Source organism: Streptomyces sp. GC420 (assembly GCF_009916105.1).
Classification (GTDB): Bacteria; Actinomycetota; Actinomycetes; order Streptomycetales; family Streptomycetaceae; genus Streptomyces.
Genome location: NZ_JAAAXQ010000026.1, coordinates 19,139 through 38,036, shown reverse-complemented (window position 1 = coordinate 38,036; position 18,898 = coordinate 19,139). Strand labels below are relative to the sequence as shown.

The window sequence follows — 18,898 nt, the reverse complement described above, 5'->3', positions numbered from 1 at the left end:
TCGCCCTTCGCGGACTCGACGACGAGTCCGGCGCCGGCCATCTCGTTGCGGATGCGGCGCAGCAGGGGTTCGATGCGGCCGGTGCCGAGGACGGAGTAGTCGATGTTGTACTGGTTGGCCGGGGTGATGCGGCTGACCGGCAAGGCCACCTGGTGGGCCGCAGGATGACGGCGAGTGGGTCGTCGGGTTCGAAGTCCGGACCGTCGTCAGAGTGTGTGATCAAGGCTTCCCCTCAGATGGGCACGGAGCAGTTCTCGGGCCGCGTGGAGGTCGGCCTTGATGGTTCCTTCCTTGCGCCCGGTCAGCACGGACACCTCCCGGATCGGCATGTCAGCGTAGTAGTGCAGCAGGATCGGGACGCGCAGTCGTTCCGGCAGCGACTGCACGAGCAGGCGTACTGACGGGTCGGCCTGTTCGGTCTGCGGGTGGACCGCGGCCTCGGCGGTGGCCCGGTGCACGGCTCTGCGTTCGCGCTCGAGCTTGCGCCAGTGGTCCCGGACGAGGTTGGCCGCGGTGACGTAGAGGAAGCCCCGGGGCTCCGCCACGGCTGTCCAGCGGGCCCAGAGCCGGGTGAACGCCTCCGAGGCGATCTCGTGGGCCGTCTCGTCGTCGTCGACCAGACGGCGGCACCAGCCGGCGAGGCGCGGGTAGAGGGCGGCGAACAGCTCGGACGCTGCCTGCTCGCGGGACCGTTTCAACGCTCTCCATGGTCATGAGGGCACTCGTGGGGAAGGACCCCGGGCCGCCGGCGTACGGCCCGCCGGCCCAGGATCCGGGTCGCGGGTCAGGGGCCGGCCGGACTCAGCACGGCGAAGACGATCACGCTGTCGCGGTACCCGTCACCGGAACGGGGGCCGCCGCAGGTGATGAGCCGCAGCTCCGGACGGCCCACGTTCCCGTAGACCGCGTCCGTCGGGAAGTCCGCCTGGGCGACCGTCCGTACGGCGCTGACGGTGAACACCGCCGCCGTGCCGTTCTCCAGGCGCGCCACGATCCGCTCGCCCCGCCGCAACCGCGCGAGGTGACGGAAGACCCCGTCCCCGTAGTCGCCGACCGTGACATGGCCGAGGATCACCGAGGGGCCGATCTGACCCGGCGTCGGTGAGTGCCGGTACCAGCCCGCCGGGTCGTCCGCCGTGATCGGCGGCACCTCCACCGTGCCGTCAGCGGCCAGCCCCAGCTGCATGACCGGGGTGTCGACCCCGATGGCCGGGATCCGTAAGCGCACCGGGACCGAACGCCCGAGGGCATCCGCCGCCCCCGCGGAGGGCCGCGAAGACGGCGGCGTGCTCCGGGGTTGTTCGCCCGTGTCCTGTCCGGCCCGGGGGCCGCCGCAGCCCACGAGCAACGAGGCCATCGCCGCCGTGGCGAATGCGCGCCTGGAGGGCAAGGTCATGCCCCGGTCGCCCGCCGGCGACGTACGAGGTAGACCGCCGCACCGCCGAGGGCGAACCCCGCGGCGGCACCGCCGCCGATCAGCCCGCCCCCGGCTGTGGAGTGCTCCGGCTCCGGCTTCACACCGGTGTAGGGGGCTCCACTCGGTACGACGGAGACCTCGCTCGGAACCGGGGACGGCTCGGCCGGTGCTTCGCTCGGAACCGGGGACGGCTCGGCGGTTGCTTCGCTCGGAACCGGGGGCGGGGTCGTCCCGTCGGCGAACGCGGGCGCCGTGCTCGCGAGCACGGCGGTGCACGCGAGTGCCATGGCGCTGAGGACAGTTCGGCGCATGAATCGCTCTCTTTCGTCGGTCCGCCCGCGCTCCTGCTCGGCGGGCTGGGTTGCGGATCGAGAGGAGAGACGAGGCAGCAGCGGACCGAGTTGTAAAGGGTTGGCAAAGCCGCCAGAAGCCGCCGCCGAGCGCCCGGCCTCTCGGCAGCTCGCGGCAGCGACACCGCGGCGAGGGCGGCCGCTCCGGACGGCCGGTGTCGATCCGTCCATCAGTCACAGTGGCGAGCCAGCGTGGGGGCACCTCCCGCGCCCGGAGGGCTGCGGGGGAGTGCCGTGCCGGGCGTCGCGACGGGGCGAACCTCGGCTGACGCGGCACTAGGACGGGGCGCCCCGGTCCGGCCCGTGAGCACCGGGCCCTGCCGCGGTTCGTCGGAGTCGTCGTAGGGGTTCATCAGGAGCCGCAGCGACTCCTCCGGTTCGGACTCCCGGGTGGCGCCTGATCGTTCCTGAGCGTCTCGTCCGCACCCGGGGACGGAAAGAGCCGGCGAAGGGTTGGCCCACCCCGGTCATGGATCTCCTGAGCCCCAGGGGCCGCGCACGTCCGAGACGCCCGCCCCGACCGGGACCTCGCACCCGCGTCCGGCCGGAGCGGGCCCGGCCCCGGCCGCCCCGGACAGCCGCCCCGGACAGCCGCGCCCCGGACGGCGGCGCCGGGGCGGCGAGGCCCCACTCAGCCGGGCCGCAGGACTCCGAGGTGGCGCAGCGCGGACCGCACCGCTCCCGCGCCGCACATCCCGTGGGCCCCGGGCCCCGGCGGGGTGGCGGCCGAGCACAGGAACACGCCGGGCAGACCGGTGGAGTACGGGTCGCGGGCGGGCCGGGCGCCGAGGATCAGCCGGGGGACGGTCTCTGCGCCGGTGAGGATGTCGCCGCCCGCGAAGTTGGGGTTGGCGGCCTCGAAGTCGGCGGGCCGTGTGACGCGCAGGGCCGTGACCCGTTCCCGGGTTCCCGGTGCGAACCGCTCGAGCTGGCGCAGTACCGCCTCGGTCGCGTCGCCGTCGTAGCCGTGCGGCACGTGGGCGTACGTCCAGACGGGGTGCGTGTTCCCGGCGGACCGCGAGGGGTCGGCCAGGTACTGCTGGCCCACGAGGACGAACGGGCGCTTTGGCATCCGCCCGGCCACCACGTCCTTCTCCGCCTGCGCGATCTCGGCCGCCGCGCCGCCGAGATGGACGGTTCCGGCACGGCGCGCGTACGGGTTCGTCCACGGCACGCCGTCCTCGACCGCCAGGTCGACCTTGAAAGCGCCGGGGCCGCGCCGGAACCGTGTGTACGCGGCCCTGACCCGCGGGGGGAGCCGGTCGCCGTAGATGCGGGCGACCTGCCCGGGGTCGAGGTCGAGGAGCGTCACGTCGGCGGGCGGCAACTGCGCGGCGCGGGTGACGCGGACGCCGGTGTGCACCTCGCCGCCGTGCTCGCTCAGCACCCGTTCCAGAGCGCGGGCGATGGACCGTGAGCCTCCTTCGGCGACGGCCCACCCCGCGTGGTGACCCGCTGTGAGGAGACCGAGGCCGATCGCGGAGCTGAGCGGGCGGGACGGCGGACGGCAGGCGTGTGCCGCGACGCCCGCCCACAGCGCCCGGGCCTGCGGGGTCCGGAACAGCCGGGCGAGGAGCGTGGCGGGCAGTACGGTCGGGAGGCCGAACCGCGCCAGGAGCAGCGGGTGCCCGGGGACGCCGAGCAGCGGGCCCATCACGTCCTCGGCGAGCAGTTCCCAGTCGCGTACCGACGGTGCGAGGAGTGCCCGGTAGCGGGCGCCGTCGACGCCGAGCATGCGGGCGGTGTCCTCCACGGACCGCAGGAGCACTCCGGCCGATCCGTCGTCCAGAGGGTGCGCGCAGTCGACTTCCGGCAGCCTCCAGCGGAGCCCGTGGCGGGCGAGGTCCAGCGACCGCAGGGCGGGAGAGGTGACGGCCATCGGGTGGACGGCCGAGCAGTGGTCGTGCAGCAGCCCGGGCAGCAGTGCCTCGTGGCTGCGCGTTCCGCCGCCGACCTCGTCCGCCGCCTCGAGGAGTGTGACGCGGAGGCCGGCCTTCGCGAGGAGGGCCGCGGCGGCGAGTCCGTTGGGACCGCCGCCGACGACGAGTGCCGAGGTCATGCCGTCGTCCCCCGGGGCGGCACACCCGCGCCGGGGCCCTCCGCCGGCGTGCCGGAGCTCTCCCCCGCCGTGCCCGCGCCGGGGCCCTCCGCCGACGTGCCCGGGAGGTCCCCGGCCGACGGACGCAGCGGGCCGAAGGACTCCACGTCGTACACCGGATAGCCAGGGCCGTCGGTGGGCCAGGGCTGGCGGTCGAGCATGTCGCGCACCTTGACGTGGCCACGCTCCAGAAGTCCGAGGGCGGCGTCGTGGACCTGGTAGTCCTGGGTCTGCCGGTGTATGGGCTGCGCCTCCAGGCAGATCACCCGGACCTCGCCGGGCGCGAAGCCGCACCGGGCCTGGACGGCCCTCAGCAGCTGGTCGTCGTGCAGGTGGCCCTCGCCGAAGTTCCAGCCGAGCGCGAAGCCCGCGACGAGTTCACCGTCCATGACCTCGATGTCGTCCTGGCCGTCCGTGACCCGGTCGACGAGTCCGTTGTGCGCGCGGCCGTGGGAGTGCATCGACCGCCAGGCGAACACCTTCTGACCGGTGACCATGGCGGTGTCCGCGTCGTAGAGGCTCTCCAGCTGACGGGCCGGGAGGCGGGATGCGGTGGTGAGCCCGGCTTCCAGGCGGTCCAGGGCGTCGCCCTTGAACAGCCAGACACTGGTTGCCCAGTTGCCCGCGTAGTAGCGCATCGCCGGCAGGAACGACACGAGATCGGGCCGTACGTTGCCCAGGATCGGCAGCACCACCAGGCCCGGCAGGAGGAGAGCGAGCAGCCAGGGGGACCCCAGGTCACCGACCGTCACTCCGGCGTGGGCGCCGAAGAGGTGGAAGAGCGAGAAGACGAAGAAGATGTTCCACTCCAGCGGCACACCCATGGGCACGGTCGAGAAGATGTGCGTGTGGAAGACGACCAGGTAGATCAGGGCGGCCCAGGTCCAGAAGCCACCGTCGCCGAAGAAGACCAGGTAGAACGGGACGGCGTACTCGGTGACGGTGCCGACGTGGGCCAGCAGGAACGGCAGCCGTGAGGGGCGCAGGTCGTGGGGGTGGTCGCGGTAGAGGAGCCGCTTGAGGCGGGCGGGACGCACCAGCGGTGCGTTGCTCATCATCGTCGCCACCACGAACGGGAAGTGGTGGTTGAGCTTCGAGGTCGCCGCGCCCCACCACAGCCCGAGCATGACGAGCTTGAAGCCGATGAACATGTCCGGGTAGGGGAAGAAGAAGATCAGCAGGGACAGCCAGTACTGCTCACCGCGGGCTGCGAGGAAGAGGGTCTTGTCGCGCAGTCCCAGCACGGCGAGGGAGACGACGAGCGGGACGGCCGCGAGCGGGTCGAGAAGCCCGACGTCCCCGAAGCCCTTCACCGTGGTGCCGTCGCCCGGTCGGCTCAGCAGCCAGACGGCCGAGGCCAGCACGGCGGCGTAGAGCACGACGTCGGCCGGGGCACGGCGGTCGCCCCGCGTCAGCGGCACCTTGTCCGGCCACGGTGGCAGCCGGACGGTGCCGGGGCGGAGCCAGTACAGCGGCGCGACGATCGGCGGGTTGAAGCGGGAGGTCAGCGGGCCGGACCCGCAGCCGAGGCCGAGCACTTCGTACAGCAGCGTGAAGACGATGAGCTTCTGGTAGACGATCGGTTCCGACCACCAGGCGGCGGGGTCGGTGAGCGGTCCGAGGCCGGGGGTCAGCGAGATCACCCAGGCGGCCCCGCCGGCGTAGAGCAGGCACTTCACGACGTAGAAGAGGTACACGGCGTACGGGGTGCCGAAGCCGTGCTCGACCCAGTGCCGGGTGAGGATCTGCACGCGCTCGCCGCGCGGGAGGGTGCGGAAGGTGCTTGCGTCGACGGGCGGCAGCTGGGGGTTCATGAATCCCATGGAAACCTCGTTGTCCTCATCGCTCTCGACTCGTTGGTGCTCGTAGCAGTGGGTGCGCCGCGAGGGAGTTGGGGCTGCTGCGCCGGTCACCCGGCGGTGGGGGCGGACAGCAGGCGGCGCAGCGCGGGCTTGTCGATCTTGCCGACAGGATTCTTGGGCAGCTCGGGAAGGAGGAGGACGTCGACGGGGATCTTGTACGCGGCCAGCCGCGCGCCGAGCAGTTCCTTGGCCTCCGGCGCGGTGAGCGCCGCGCCGTCCCGCACGGAGACGAAGGCGACGGGGACTTCGCCCAGGATGTCGTCGCGGCGTCCGACGACGGCGGCTTCGAGGACGGCCGGGTGCTCGTGCAGGACGGTCTCGATCTCCTTGGGGTAGATGTTCTCCCCGCCTCGGATGATCATGTCCTTGACGCGGTCGACGAGGATCAGATAGCCGTCCTCGTCGAGCCGGCCGACGTCCCCGGTGTGCAGCCATCCGCCCCGGACGGCCTTCGCGGTCTCCTCGGGCCTGCCGAGATAGCCGCGCATCACGGTGGGGCCGCTGACGACGACCTCGCCGATGCCGCCGTCGGTGACCGGCCGCCCGTCCTCACCCATGATCGCCACGGTCTGGCCGGGCAGCGGCAGCCCGACCGTGCCGGGCTTGCGGACGCCGTCGAGCGGATTGACCGTGGAGGCGCAGGTGGCCTCGGACAGGCCGTACCCCTCGATGAGCCGCACGCCGAAGCGCTGCTCCACCACGCCGATGAGGCCCGGGGGCATCGGCGCCGCGCCGCAGACGACGAAGCGGAGTGAGGAGGTGTCCGGCCGCACCTCGGCCGGCAGGTTCGACAGCATGGCGTAGATGGCGGGGACGCCTGAGAAGTAGGTGGGCCGGGCCTTCTCCACCGCCTCGAAGAAGTTCCGCGCGCTGAAGCGGCCCACGATGGTGGCCCGTCCGCCCGCCCTCAGCGGTGACAGGATGCTGACGACGATGCCGTTGACGTGGAACAGCGGCAGGATGAGCAGGCTGTGGTCCTCCTCGGTGAGTCTCATCCCCTCGATCATGGCGGCGGTCATCGCGTCGAGGTTGCGGTGGGTGAGTTCGACGCCCTTGGGGCGTCCGGTGGTGCCGCTCGTGTAGATGACAAGGGCGAGGTCGTCGAGTCCCGAGTCCCGGTCCGCGGGGAGGTCCGGCAGTGCCGCGCCGGCGGCGGGTCCGGATTCCGCCGGTTCCGCCGGTTCCGCCAGTTCCGCCAATTCCGCGAGCGTCACCTCGGTGACGGAGCCGGGCAGGCCCGCGGAAGGCTCCTCGGTGACGACGAGTTCCGCTCCGGAGTCGGCGAGCTGGTAGGCCGTCTCCACCGCGGTCAGGGCCGGGTTGACCGGTGTGAGCGCGGCCCCCAGGCGCCATGCGGCGAACAGGGCCACCACGAGCTCGACCCGGTTGGTGAGCTTGACGGCGACGACGTCGCCGCGGCCGATCCCCCGGGCGGCGAAGTGCCGGGCGTACGCCTCGATCAGGTCCGCGAAGCCGGCGTTCGAAAGGCTGCCGTGGGTGTCGTCTCCGACGGCCGGAGCGTGCGGGGCTTGTTCGCGGCGCACAGTGGGAAGGTGGCTCAGGTTCATGGGGGCTTGCACCTCGGAGCGTCGATGGTCGAGATCCAGGCGAAGGTATGCCCGGGCGTGTGACGGCGGCCACGGATGCGCGCCACAAGATGTTGGCGGCTCCTCGTGCTCCGCGCACAAACCTCCCGGGCGGGTCTGCCTCTACGATGCGGGTCATGTCGACAGAGCAGGCGCTTCTCGCGGAGGCGGCGGACCGGCTCCTCGCGGTACGCGAGGAGCTCATCGCGGAACTGATGCGACTGACGCGCGTCCAGATCAGCGCGCTCCACCACGACGCCGCCTCACGTTCCCTCCTCGAGGCGAGCATCACCGAGAACATCGTGACCGCGGTGAACTTCCTGCGCGAGGGCATCGGCGTCGAGTACCTGGAGGCGCCGAACGCCGCGCTGGCCTATGCCCGGATGCTGGCCCAGCGCGACGTCCCCCTGTCCGCGCTCATACGCGCCTACCGCATCGGGCACTCCAGGTTCCTCGACGTGGCCTTCGCCGGGCTCGACGGACTGCCCGCACAGGACCGGGTGCCGCTGGTGGTCGGGCTGGTCCGGCGGTCGGCGGAGTTCATCGACCAGGTCTGCGAGCAGGTGGGCCGCACGTACGAACTGGAACGTGACCGCAGGGTGGCCAGCCAGAGTGGTGTTCGCCAGCAGTGGGTCAACGAGTTGCTCGGCGGCGGCACGGTCGACCACGCGCAGGCAGAGCGGGCACTGCGCTATCCGCTGGACGCGGTCCACGTCGCGTTCACTCTGTGGCCGGCCCGGCCGATGAGCTCTTTCGAAGTGCTCTCCGCGGTGGAGGAGGCGCGTGCGCACGCGGCGTCGGTGCTGCGCGCCCGTGCCTGCCTCGTCGTACCCACCGACGAGCAGGAGTCGCGGCTGTGGCTGGCACTGCCCGCCGGAGCCGGCGAGGGGCTCGACGCCCTCCGGCCGCCGCCGGGCTGTCCGCTGCACGCGTCCGTAGGCCGTCCGGGTGCCGGTCCGGCCGGCTTCCGCGCCTCGGCGCGGCAGGCCGCGCAGGTGAAGGAGATCCTCGCCGTCCACCCCGCCCGTGCCGGGGGCGGGGGCGGAGGCGCCGGGGCCGCGGGTGCCGGTGCCCGTCATGCACCGGAGCGGCGGTGGGTTCGTTACGACGACCTGGCGCCGATCGCCCTGATGGCCGGGGACGTGGAAGCCGTCCGCGAGTTCGTGACGGGGACGCTGGGAGAGCTGGCACGGGGCAACACGCGCAACGCCATGCTGCGCGAGACCCTGCGGGTCTTCCTCACCCGTCACCGCAGCCACTCCGCCACGGCCGAGGCGATGAACCTGCACCGCAACTCCATCCAGTACCGGGTGCAGCAGGTGACGGCGCTGCTGCCGGGCGGTGCGAAGAGCCTCGACGACGACTTCAACGTCCGCACCGCGCTGCTGGCCGCACACTGGCTCGGCGATTCGGTCCTGGTCTGACCGCCGCGCGGAAGCCGCCCCCGCGGGAGCCCGTCCCCCTCGGAAGACGCCCCCTCGGGAGCCGTCCGCGCGGGTGCCGGAGCGCGCGGTGGTCCTCACGGGGACGAGGACGGCCCGCCCGTTGCGGGTTTGTGTGCCAGGAGGGCGACGCTCGGTCTCTTCCCTCCCCCGACGGGCTCCAGGGCGAGCCGGGCGGTGATGACGAACCCGGCGTCCCGCAGCAGCTGCGCGATTCGGTCCGGCGGAAGCAGGTACCACACGTAGGACACCTCATGACCTCCGTAGGCTCGCGCGGGACGCCACCGCTCGCCGTCTCCCGCGTGGGTGCCCAGCATCAGGCAGCCACCGGGGGCGAGCGTGCGGTGGAATTCCGAGAACACCGCCGGCAGTACTTCCGGCGGTGTGTGGTGGATGGAGAAGTAGGCGAGGACACCGCCGAGTTCCTCGTCCCCGATCTCCAGCGCGGTCATCGAACCCACCTCGAACCGCAGCCCTGGGAAGGCATGCCGGGCCAGCTCGATCATTCTCGGCGAGACGTCGACGCCGAACGCGGTCAGTCCCAGCCCGGCGAGGTGCGCCGTCACCCGGCCGGGTCCGCAACCGAGGTCCGCGACCGGCCCGAGGCCTGCGGTCCTCACGAGTTCGGCGAACGCGGCCAGCATCGCCCGTGACACGGGGTCGAGTTGGTCCGGTGTCTTGACGATTTCGACGTAGTCCGCGGCGACGGCGTCGTACGAATCCCGTACGGCGCCGAGGTAGGAGGGCTCTCTCACGCGGAGGACCCTACCGGGCAGGATCGCTCCGCGGTCCCTCGACGCCGACGGGCTCGGGCGCGGTGGCCGCACCCGGCGGCCCGGCAGCCCGGCAGCCCGGCAGCCCGGCAGCCCGGCAGCCCGGCGGATCCTCCCATGCCCCGAACGGCCCGCCGGTCAAGCCCGTTCGGCCCCGCGGCGGGACCCTGTGGACCCCGGCTCCGGCCCGGCGCGGCGCGGGACAGTGGGCATGCGGGCCCGCGACGTGCGAGGAGGGCCGTCCCATGGGTGATACGGCGCAGCGTACGCGTACGAACCGGCCGGCCGGCGCGCCGCCGCGCGACATCGACAGGACCTGGCCGGTGCGCCTGTACCGGCGCCTCTTGCCCGTCCGGCTCCGCCGCGCACTCGTCGCCCGCACCTCGCCGCAGGCCCGGGCCCGGGTCAAGGGGCACTTCGCCGCCGTTCCCTCCGTGCGGCCCTTGGCCGCCTCGGTACGGGCGGCGTGCCTGGCCCACCGGCGTCCCGGCCTGTGCACCGGGCCCGGACGTGGCGTGCGTATCGTCCGCGGGGTCCCCAAGGCTGCCGTCGTGCGGCCGGACGTCTCCCCGCTGCGGGCCCGCGCCGCCAACGCGGCCGCCGTGCGCGGCGCCCTCGACGGCGCCGGGGTGGACTACTTCTGCGTCCGCGGCCGCAGCGACAGCTCGGCCGTGGTCGCCGTCGCGGCCGAGGACCGGGCCGCGGCGCACCGCGCGCTGGAGCGTGCGTGCCGCGAGGCGCCCGGCTACGTCTGCGTCCCGGACGCCCGCTGGCGCCGGCGGCGTGCCACGCGGCCGGGTTTCACCCGTGCCGCCTGGCGGGCCGTCGGACGGGCCGATGTCATCCGGATGACCTGGTACCACAGCGATCCGACGGGGCGGCTGACGCTCGGCCCCAAGTACGGCTGCGACGTGGAGTTCTGGTCCGCCGACGGGGACCGCCTCGTCGCACCGCGCGCCAACGGGACGGCGGAGGAGGTGTTCCGCTCCGACCCCCCTGTCCCCGTTCCCGAGGAGCGCATGAGCGCGCTGGTGCCCGCCGGGAGTCCGCTGCCCCGGGTGCGGACCCGCACCGCGTTCGCCCGCCCTGCCCCGGAGGACATCCGCTTCCCGGTGGACGCCGTCTACACCTGGGTGGACGGCAGCGATCCGCTGTGGCTGCGTCGCCGCGCCGCCTGCACGGGTGAGGCGTACCACGAGGAGGCGGCCAACGCTGCGCGGTATCTGGACCGTGAGGAGTTGCGCTATTCGCTGCGTTCCCTGAGCCAGTACGCCCCGTGGATCCGCACGGTCCACCTGGTCACGGACGAGCAGGTGCCCGCCTGGCTGGACACTTCCGCGCCGGGCCTGAGGATCGTCTCCCACAAGGAGATCTTCAGCGATCCCGGCCTGCTGCCGACGTTCAACTCACACGCCATCGAGAGTCAGCTGCACCATGTCGACGGTTTGTCGGAGCATTTCCTCTACGTCAACGACGACGTGTTCTGGGGCGGGATCACGGTGCCCCAGGACTTCTTCCTCGCCAACGGCCTGACGAAGTTCTTCCCGTCGCCGGTCCTCATCCCGCCGGGCCCCCCGTCGCCCGAGGACGTGCCCGTGGCCGCTGCCGGCAAGAACAACCGGGCCCTCGTCGAGGAGGTCTTCGGCACGATGATCAGTCACAAGATGAAGCACACCCCGCACGCCCTGCGGCGCAGTGTCCTGTACGAGATCGAGGAACGGTTCCCCGAGCCCCACCGGGCAACCGCCTCGCACCGGCTGCGCAGCGTCGACGACCTGTCCATCGTCTCCTCGCTGCACCACTACTACGCGTTCCACACGGCGCGCGCCGTCCCGGGGCATCTGCGCTACGCCTATCTCGACGTGTCCCACCCAGCCCTGGCCGCCCGCCTCGCGACGCTGCTCGCCCGTCGCGACCGGCAGGTGTTCTGCCTGAACGACACCGTGTCCGAGGCCCGGGAACAGCCCGCCCAGCAGGCCCTGACGACCTCCTTCCTGGACGCGTACTTCCCCGTGCCGAGCCCGTACGAGCGCGACCGGCCCCGGTGAGGACCGGGCGGGCCGGCGCCCTCCGCCAGGGACGGCCACCGCGTTCCGCAGCCTCTCGGACATGACGTTGGACACTGTGTCCGATGTGTTTTAGGGTCGATTCGACGGCGCCGCCCGGCGCCCCCCGCCCCTTCGTGAGAGCGATATCGCTGTGGAATCTGATGAACTTTCCCGTCCGGCCCTGCTTCTGGTCCACGGTGCGTGGCACGCCTCCTGGTGCTGGGACGAGCCGAGATCCGTGCTCGACGCCGACGGCTGGACGACGAGTGCGGTCGACCTGCCCAGCGCCGGGCAGCCGGCCGGTATCCACGACGACGCGCGCGCGGTGCTCGAGGAACTGGGGCGCATCGAAGGGCCGGTGGTGGTCGTCGCCCACTCCTACGGCGGCATACCCGTCACCCAGGCCGTCGCGGAGGCGGCCAACGTCTCGCACGTGGTCTACCTGACGTCGTTCCAGCTCGACGTCGGCGAGAGTCTTCTGAGCTTCCACGGCGCCCCGGTGCCGCCGGACCCGAACGGCTTCGAGGCGGTGCCGGACGACCCGATCCCGCTGTTCTTCGGTGACACGCCCCGGGCCGCGGCCGAGGCGGCGGTCGCCCGGCTGGTGCCGCAGAGCACGAGGTCCTTCAGCGAACCGCTGACGCGGGCGGGGTGGCACACCATCCCCTCGACCTACGTCATCTGCGAGCAGGACCAGGCGATCCCCGTGGCGAGACAGGAGGTCCTGGCGGCCAGGGCCGGCGCCGTCCACCGCCTCGCGAGCGACCACTCACCCTTCCTGTCGGCGCCCGGCGAGTGCGCGGCGCTGCTCGCGAAGATCGCGCTCGGCTCGGCCGGCTGAGCCCGGCCGCGCCCCCGCCCGGTAACGGCGGTGCGGCTCCGGCGGTTCGACGGAGCCGCACCGCCGCACGGACCTCAAATGGTCACCGCACGCGCATCGGTGGTCAACAGAACGCATATCGCACAGCGTTCCGATACTCCTCTGTCAGAACCGGAGTAACCCGGCTTCCCGCCGGGCTCAGTACGTAATGTCCGGGTCACCGGCCGGGCCGAAGGCGCCCGGAGACACCGTGACGAGGAGCAGAGACCGATATGGCGAATGTGGAGATCTCCCTCAAGGAGACGATGACTTCGATCGAGGGCGCCCTGGGGGCCGCCCTCGTCGACTACACCAGCGGCATGGCGCTCGGCACGCTGGGCGGCGGCAAGGACCTCGACCTGGCGGTCGCCGCGGCAGGCAACACGGACGTGATCCGCGCCAAGGCCCGCACCATGGAGCACCTGGGCCTCAAGGACGGCATCGAGGACATGCTGATCACCCTCGGCACCCAGTACCACCTCATCCGGCTCCTCAAGGGCCGCGGCGGCAACGGACTGTTCCTCTACCTCGTGCTCGACAAGGCGAAATCCAATCTGGCCATGGCCCGCCACCAGCTCGCACGCATCGAGGCCGATCTCGAAGTGTAGACAGCCGATCCTTCCGGGCCTTCGCACACCCATGACTTGAAGATTTCTTCATTTCGCCACATCCAGATCAGGCCAATCCCATGGGTGTGCGGGGCCGGGACCCTGCAGGATCGGTTTGCACGACACCGCCCGCGGCGGCCGTTCCCGGGCCGCCGCTTCGGACACAGCCCGTCGAACGTGACAGGGAGCGAGCGACTCACCATGCAGGTCCCCCTCTACCAAGCCAAGGCCGAGTTCTTCCGCATGCTCGGACACCCGGTGCGCATCCGGGTGCTGGAACTCCTGCAGCACGGGCCCGTTCCCGTGCGCGACCTGCTGAACGAGATCGAGATCGAGCCCTCCAACCTCTCCCAGCAACTCGCCGTCCTGCGCCGCTCCGGGATCGTGGTGTCCATCCGGGAAGGCTCCACCGTCAGCTACGCGCTCGCCGGCGGCGATGTGGCGGAACTGCTGCGGGCCGCCCGCCGCATCCTCACCGAACTGCTGGCCGGGCAGAGCGAGTTGCTCGCCGAGCTCCGCCAGGCCGACGTCCACCCGGCGCTCACGCCGGGCAGTGCGCGCCCGTCCTCATGACCCGTCGTGCCCTCGGCCCCTCGGGGAGGCCGGAGCCGTTCGGGCCGTGACGGCGCCGTCCGCCGCCGCGGTGACCAGGTGCGCGTCACGCCACCGGACCAGGGAAGCGGGCAGCGCGACGTACGCCGTAGTGCCCTCGGAGCCCTCAGTGGGGCGCAGTTCGACGTGGGCGCCCAGGCGGGCCGCGAGAACGCCGACGACGTAGTGACCCAGGAAACGGGTGGGTGCGACCAGGAAGGACTCCCGCCCGGACAGCCGGGCGTTGGAGCGGACCAGTTGCTCGGCGGTCATACCGGTGCCGCGGTCGACGACGGCGATGCAGTACTCGTCGGCATCACGCCAGCCGTGAATGGCGACCGGTTGCGCGGGAGAGCTGAACGTCAGTGCGTTCTCGATGAGTTCCGCCAGAAGGTGGGACAGTTCCGCGACGGCGTGACCGGGGAGACGGCATTCCTCCATTGCCACGACCGACACCCGCTGGTACTCCTCAACCTCGGCGGCCGCCGACTGCACCACCTCGGTCACGGTGACCGTGCCCGGCCACGAACGGGCTGGCGCCTCCTCCCCCGCGAGTACCAGCAGCGACTCCGCGTTGCGGCGCATCCGGGTCGCGAGGTGGTCGAGCCGGAAGAGGTCCGCGAGTGAGTCCGGGTCGAGTTCCTGACGCTCCAGCGTGGTGAGCAGACCGAGTTGACGACTGATCAGCGCCTGGTTGCGGCGTCCGAGACTGGCCAGCGACTCCGTGCTGTTGCGACGGAGCAGGGCCTGCTCCGCGGCGAGCCCGACGGCGGTGCGTTCCACATTGCGCAGCGCGGCTGCGAGGCGGCCGATCTCCTGTGCGCTGCCGGGAGCGGGGTGGTCGTCCGTGCCCCGTACCGGTTCGGGGGTCCGGGTGGCCAGTGGTTCGTCGGGGTCCGTCTCCTGGATCCCCTTGACGGCGTGGGGCAGCCGGGTGCCGGCGACCTCGTCGGCCTCGTCCGCGAGCGCGCCCAGTGGCCGCGTGATGGAGCGGGCGGAGAACACCGCGAGGGCGACGGCCACGGCGAGGATCAGCACACCCAGCGTGAGGAATCCGAGGAGCTGGCGGGTCGCGGCGTCGCCCGCCGCCGAGGCGCGGCCCCGCAGGTCGTCGCCGACCTGCCGCTGCACTCCGTGCAGGTCGTCGACGAGCGTGGTCATGGCCTCCCACCACTGCCGGGGCGTGACGGACAGCCGCGATCCGTCCGCACCGCGCTCGGCGCTCCGCTCGTATCCGGCGGCACGGTGTGCGGCCTCCGTCCTGAACGCGGTGTCGAGCGCGGACCGCTGGGCGGAGGTGGCGAGCCGGTCGAACTGGTCGACGGAGGCGAGCCGGGCCGCCCTGGTCTCCGTGAAGGACAGATACTCGCCGGCCCGGAATCGGCCGGCGGCGAACACCCCGTTGAGCGAGCCGCGTTCCAGGGCGACGGCCTCGGTCGCGCGGGCCAGGGCATGGAGCGCCTGTACCCCGTCGGCGGTGCGCCGGTCGCCGCCTGGCACTGTGGCCGTCTCCGCGTCGATCAGCGCGGTGACGGCGTCGGTGTAGAAGGCGAGCGTGCCGGCCCGTTCGGCGACACCGGCGTCGACCTCGGTACGGGTCGGGGTGAGGTCACCCAGGGGGATCAGGGCGTCCTCGGCTGACGCGGCGGCGCCCGTGTCCCTCGCGGTGCTGTCACCGGCGAGCGCGGCCCGCAGGCCGGCGCGGGCCTCGTCGGTGCGTTGGCGCTGCGCGGCGACCTCGTCGCGGTACTCCTCGGCACCGGCCAAGAGACCGTTGGTCAGTCCGCGTTCACGCTGGAGCTCGCGGACGAGGGCCTGCACCCGCAGCAGGACGCCGACCTCGCTCTCGGTCGACCGGGCGGCCGACCAGTCCGCGGCCCGGTCGGCGACGCCGAGTCCGACCAGGGCGAGGAGCAGGCAGGTCGGTACGGCCAGCACGACGGCCACGCGGCCGCGGATGGTGTGCCAGCCTGGGAGGGTCCGCGTACGTCGCGGGGTACGGCCGGATCGGGAGACCGGGCCGGCTCGGTCGGGCCGGTGGGACACGGACACGGTGGTTGGGTTGTTCCCCGTCATGCACCGTGACGGTAGGGGCGCCCGGCTCCGGCTACGGTTTCCCGGCCGTAAGGCATCGGTTCCCAGGTCCTCACCGATGTGTACGGGTGTGGTGTGAGGGTATGTCAGATATCCGGGGCCGGGTCGGTGAGGCACACCGGTCCGGCGGGGCGGCCGGGCAGCGGTCTCACCCGGAAGCGAACCGGATCGGGCGGGAACTTGGTGGGAAGCACCCCTTTGTGGTTTCCTTTGCGCATGATTCCGCTTGTGACCCGTCGCCACGTGGACTACGTGCGTGTCACCAGCATGGGTTGTCGCACCCAGCGCTGACACCGCGTTCCCGGTGTCCTGCCGCCGTTTCCGGTAGCTGATCACTCCTTTCGCGGCCCTGCCGCGGCCGTCCCCGGGTTCGCCGGCACCTTACGCCCGCTGCCCCGGGCACGGCTCCCGCTCACCCCGGCCCCAGGCCTGTCCGCATGTCCCCATGCCCGCGCAGCCTCGTGTCCGTATGCCCGCGCACCCGCGTGCCGGCATACCTACATGCCCTGTGCCCGCATGACCGCATGCACCTGTGCCCGGCCGGCTTCCCGCACACCCGTGCGCCACCCGAAGCGTGCGCACGCACCACCCCGTACCGAGGGAGAACCATGAGCCAGCCCATCGATTCCGTCACCGCCGGTCACACCGCCGAGGAGGCGGCCGGCAGACCCGGGACCCCGGCCTGGTCGTTCGAGACCAAGCAGATCCACGCCGGGGCCGTGCCCGACCCGACGACCGGGTCCCGGGCGGTGCCGATCTACCAGACCAGCTCGTTCGTGTTCCGCGACACCCAGCACGCGGCCGATCTGTTCTCCCTCGCCGAACCGGGCAACATCTACACCCGCATCCACAACCCCACGCAGGACGTGTTCGAGCAGCGCGTCGCCGCGCTGGAGGGCGGCGTCGCGGCGGTGGCCCTCGCCTCGGGCCAGGCCGCCGAGACACTGGCCGTCCTGAACGTGGCGAGCGCCGGGGACCACATCGTCTCCAGCGCCTCGCTGTACGGCGGCACCTACAACCTGTTCCGCCACACCCTGCCGAAGTTCGGCATCGAGGTGTCCTTCGTCACCGACCCGGACGACATCGACGCCTGGCGGGCTGCGGTCCGGCCGAACACCAAGGCCCTGTTCGCCGAGACGCTGGGCAATCCGCGCGGCAACGTCCTCGACGTGCGCGCCGTGGCGGACGCCGCGCACGAGGCGGGCGTGCCCCTGATCGTCGACAACACGGTGCCGACCCCGTACCTGCTGCGGCCGATCGAGCACGGCGCTGACGTCGTCGTGCACTCGGCGACGAAGTTCCTCGGCGGGCACGGCACCACCATCGGCGGTGTCGTGGTCGACGCGGGCACCTTCGACTTCGGCGCGAGCGCCGAGCGCTTCCCCGACTTCAACGAGCCCGACCCCGGCTACCACGGGCTGCGCTACTGGCCGGCCCTCGGCCCGGGCGCGTACGCCGTCAAGCTCCGCGTGCAACTGCTGCGGGACCTCGGTCCCGCCGTCGCACCGCACTCCGCCTTCCTGCTGCTCCAGGGCGTGGAGACGCTCAGCCTGCGCATCGAGCGGCACTCGGCCAACGCCCAGGCGCTGGCCGAGTGGCTGGAGCAGCGCGACGAGGTCGCCGCCGTCCACTACCCCGGGCTGCCGTCCAACAGGTGGCATCAGGCGGCGCAGCGCTATCTGCCGCGGGGCGCCGGCGCGGTGCTGTCCTTCGAACTGCGGGACGGCGTCGAGGCGGGCAGGCGCTTCGTGGACGGAGTGAGCCTGTTCAGCCACCTGGCCAACATCGGGGATGTCCGCAGCCTGATCATCCACCCCGCCTCCACCACCCACAGCCAGCTGGACGAGGAGCAGCTCGCCGCCACCGGCGCCTCCCCCGGTCTGGTGCGGCTCTCGGTCGGCATCGAGAACCTCGCCGACCTCAAGGCGGACCTGGAGGCCGGGTTCCGCGCGGCGAAGGCGGCGTCCTGAGCACGGCAGCGGTCACCCGGGTCCCCCTCCCGCCGGCCTCGGGGGCCTGGCGTGAGGGGGACCCGCCCGGGCACCGTCAGTGGTACGAGCCCCGGCAGCCGCTGCCGCTGGAGGCGGGCGGCCGACTGCCGGACCCGCGCCTGGCGTTCGAGACCTGGGGGCGGCTCTCGGACGACCGCTCCAACGCGGTGCTCGTGCTGCACGCGCTGACCGGCGACAGTCACGCCGCGGGACCCGCCGGTGCGGGCCACCCCACGGCGGGCTGGTGGGACGCGCTGATCGGTCCCGGCCGCGCCCTGGACACGGACCGCTGGTTCGTCGTGGCGCCGAATGTGCTGGGCGGCTGCCAGGGCAGTACGGGGCCGTCCTCGCCGCGACCCGACGGCCGCTCCTGGGGCGGGTCATTCCCCGCCCTGACGCAGCGCGACCAGGTGCTGGCCGAGACGGGACTGGCCGACGCGCTCGGGATCGAGCGCTGGGCGCTCGTGGTGGGCGGGTCGATGGGCGGAATGCGGGCGCTGGAGTGGGCCGTCGGACACCCGGAGCGGGTGGGCTCGCTGCTACTGCTCGCCTGCGCGGCGGCGGCGAGCGCCGAGCAGATCGCGTGGACCGGTGTGCAGTTGCGTGCCATCCGCTCCGATCCGCACTGGCGGGGCGGCGACTACCACGACGCCGGGCCCGGGCGTGGTCCGCACGCCGGGCTGGGTCTGGCCCGGAGGCTGGCCCATGTGACGTACCGCAGCGAGGACGAACTCCAGGCCCGGTTCGGCCGCGCGCCGCAGGGTGCCGAGGATCCGTGGCGCGGTGGCCGGTACGAGGTGGAGTCGTACCTGGACCACCACGCGGACAAGCTGGTACGCCGGTTCGACGCGGGTTCGTACGTCGTGCTGAACGAGGCGATGAACCGTCACGACATCGGCCGCGGCAGGGCGGGCGTCCGGGCCGCACTGCGCCGGGTGACGGCACGCACGCTGGTGGCCGGGGTGGATTCCGACCGGCTGTACCCGCCGGCCCAGCAGGCGGAGCTGGCGGACGGCATACCCGGTGCCGACCGGCTGCGTGTCATACGCTCCCATCATGGGCACGACGGGTTCCTGATCGAGACGGACCAGGTGGGGGCCCTCGTCGGGGAACTGCTCGGGTCCGCGCCGGGGTGAGCGGGGCGAGCGGGGCGACCCGGACGGCACTCGGCCGCACTGC

General features: G+C 72.6%; 15 protein-coding genes. 7 read left to right on the top strand and 8 right to left on the bottom strand.

All coding sequences use genetic code 11. The features are described from left to right. Positions 1–206: 206 nt before the first annotated feature. From GUY61_RS05785 to GUY61_RS05760, 6 genes are all read right to left on the bottom strand, one after another. Positions 207–698, bottom strand: a complete 492-nt coding sequence (locus tag GUY61_RS05785; protein ID WP_166628957.1) for an RNA polymerase sigma factor — start codon at positions 696–698, stop codon at positions 207–209. 86 nt (positions 699–784) lie between these two features. After that, positions 785–1,396, bottom strand: coding sequence for a class F sortase (locus GUY61_RS05780; protein ID WP_208105609.1), 612 nt, complete (start codon positions 1,394–1,396; stop codon positions 785–787). Continuing rightward, complete coding sequence (locus GUY61_RS05775; protein WP_166628956.1) at positions 1,393–1,728, bottom strand: Tat pathway signal sequence domain protein; 336 nt, start codon at positions 1,726–1,728, stop codon at positions 1,393–1,395. Before GUY61_RS05775 ends, GUY61_RS05780 begins: the two co-directional genes overlap by 4 nt. 670 nt (positions 1,729–2,398) lie before the next feature. Continuing rightward, a complete protein-coding gene (locus tag GUY61_RS05770) occupies positions 2,399–3,826 on the bottom strand; it encodes an NAD(P)/FAD-dependent oxidoreductase (protein ID WP_166628955.1) in 1,428 nt (475 codons plus the stop codon). Then, complete coding sequence (locus tag GUY61_RS05765) at positions 3,823–5,679, bottom strand: DUF3556 domain-containing protein (protein ID WP_243766207.1); 1,857 nt, start codon at positions 5,677–5,679, stop codon at positions 3,823–3,825. The genes GUY61_RS05770 and GUY61_RS05765 overlap by 4 nt, the downstream gene beginning before the upstream one ends. A gap of 95 nt (positions 5,680–5,774) precedes the next feature. Next, positions 5,775–7,295 carry a class I adenylate-forming enzyme family protein gene (locus GUY61_RS05760; RefSeq protein WP_166628953.1) on the bottom strand — a complete coding sequence of 507 codons (1,521 nt, stop codon included), beginning with the start codon at positions 7,293–7,295 and terminating at the stop codon, positions 5,775–5,777. A gap of 155 nt (positions 7,296–7,450) precedes the next feature. Here GUY61_RS05760 and GUY61_RS05755 point away from each other — a divergent pair, with 155 nt between their 5' ends. After that, complete coding sequence (locus GUY61_RS05755) at positions 7,451–8,737, top strand: CdaR family transcriptional regulator (protein WP_166628952.1); 1,287 nt, start codon at positions 7,451–7,453, stop codon at positions 8,735–8,737. Positions 8,738–8,832: 95 nt separating this feature from the next. On the opposite strand, the gene GUY61_RS05750 is transcribed toward GUY61_RS05755, so the two are convergent. Next, on the bottom strand, positions 8,833–9,510 hold the full coding sequence (locus tag GUY61_RS05750; protein WP_166628951.1) for a class I SAM-dependent methyltransferase: 678 nt from the start codon (positions 9,508–9,510) through the stop codon (positions 8,833–8,835). Between the two features lie 263 nt (positions 9,511–9,773). Between GUY61_RS05750 and GUY61_RS05745 the strand changes: the two genes are divergently transcribed. The 4 genes from GUY61_RS05745 (at position 9,774) to GUY61_RS05730 (ending at position 13,616) form a co-directional block, all read left to right on the top strand. Continuing rightward, positions 9,774–11,576, top strand: coding sequence for a stealth family protein (locus GUY61_RS05745; protein ID WP_166628950.1), 1,803 nt, complete (start codon positions 9,774–9,776; stop codon positions 11,574–11,576). A 151-nt stretch (positions 11,577–11,727) separates the two neighbouring features. Continuing rightward, positions 11,728–12,417: an alpha/beta hydrolase gene (locus tag GUY61_RS05740; protein WP_166628949.1), complete on the top strand. Its 690-nt coding sequence runs from the start codon at positions 11,728–11,730 to the stop codon at positions 12,415–12,417. Positions 12,418–12,668: 251 nt separating this feature from the next. Then, the gene (locus tag GUY61_RS05735) at positions 12,669–13,043 is read left to right on the top strand and encodes a hypothetical protein (protein WP_166628948.1); all 375 of its coding nucleotides are present in this window, start codon (positions 12,669–12,671) and stop codon (positions 13,041–13,043) included. A 201-nt stretch (positions 13,044–13,244) separates the two neighbouring features. Further along, complete coding sequence (locus GUY61_RS05730; protein WP_166628962.1) at positions 13,245–13,616, top strand: helix-turn-helix transcriptional regulator; 372 nt, start codon at positions 13,245–13,247, stop codon at positions 13,614–13,616. Here the strand turns inward: GUY61_RS05730 and GUY61_RS05725 are convergent. Further along, on the bottom strand, positions 13,611–15,581 hold the full coding sequence (locus tag GUY61_RS05725; protein WP_166628947.1) for a nitrate- and nitrite sensing domain-containing protein: 1,971 nt from the start codon (positions 15,579–15,581) through the stop codon (positions 13,611–13,613). The genes GUY61_RS05730 and GUY61_RS05725 overlap by 6 nt on opposite strands. Before the next feature lie 755 nt (positions 15,582–16,336). Here GUY61_RS05725 and GUY61_RS05720 point away from each other — a divergent pair. Both GUY61_RS05720 and GUY61_RS05715 read left to right on the top strand, forming a co-directional pair. Then, positions 16,337–17,698 carry a bifunctional o-acetylhomoserine/o-acetylserine sulfhydrylase gene (locus GUY61_RS05720; RefSeq protein ID WP_166628946.1) on the top strand — a complete coding sequence of 454 codons (1,362 nt, stop codon included), beginning with the start codon at positions 16,337–16,339 and terminating at the stop codon, positions 17,696–17,698. Continuing rightward, a complete protein-coding gene (locus tag GUY61_RS05715; RefSeq protein WP_166628961.1) occupies positions 17,695–18,855 on the top strand; it encodes a homoserine O-acetyltransferase in 1,161 nt (386 codons plus the stop codon). The genes GUY61_RS05720 and GUY61_RS05715 overlap by 4 nt, the downstream gene beginning before the upstream one ends. The last annotated feature ends 43 nt before the right edge of the window (positions 18,856–18,898 follow it).

What these genes read in the sequence shown, in the direction of transcription:
- GUY61_RS05780 (WP_208105609.1), bottom strand. Translation starts at nt 1,396, where the DNA reads ATGACCTTGCCCTCCAGGCGCGCATTCGCCACGGCGGCGATGGCCTCG.
- GUY61_RS05775 (WP_166628956.1), bottom strand. Translation starts at nt 1,728, where the DNA reads ATGCGCCGAACTGTCCTCAGCGCCATGGCACTCGCGTGCACCGCCGTG.
- GUY61_RS05770 (WP_166628955.1), bottom strand. Translation starts at nt 3,826, where the DNA reads ATGACCTCGGCACTCGTCGTCGGCGGCGGTCCCAACGGACTCGCCGCC.
- GUY61_RS05765 (WP_243766207.1), bottom strand. Translation starts at nt 5,679, where the DNA reads ATGAACCCCCAGCTGCCGCCCGTCGACGCAAGCACCTTCCGCACCCTC.
- GUY61_RS05760 (WP_166628953.1), bottom strand. Translation starts at nt 7,295, where the DNA reads ATGAACCTGAGCCACCTTCCCACTGTGCGCCGCGAACAAGCCCCGCAC.
- GUY61_RS05755 (WP_166628952.1), top strand. Translation starts at nt 7,451, where the DNA reads ATGTCGACAGAGCAGGCGCTTCTCGCGGAGGCGGCGGACCGGCTCCTC.
- GUY61_RS05745 (WP_166628950.1), top strand. Translation starts at nt 9,774, where the DNA reads ATGGGTGATACGGCGCAGCGTACGCGTACGAACCGGCCGGCCGGCGCG.
- GUY61_RS05735 (WP_166628948.1), top strand. Translation starts at nt 12,669, where the DNA reads ATGGCGAATGTGGAGATCTCCCTCAAGGAGACGATGACTTCGATCGAG.
- GUY61_RS05730 (WP_166628962.1), top strand. Translation starts at nt 13,245, where the DNA reads ATGCAGGTCCCCCTCTACCAAGCCAAGGCCGAGTTCTTCCGCATGCTC.
- GUY61_RS05720 (WP_166628946.1), top strand. Translation starts at nt 16,337, where the DNA reads ATGAGCCAGCCCATCGATTCCGTCACCGCCGGTCACACCGCCGAGGAG.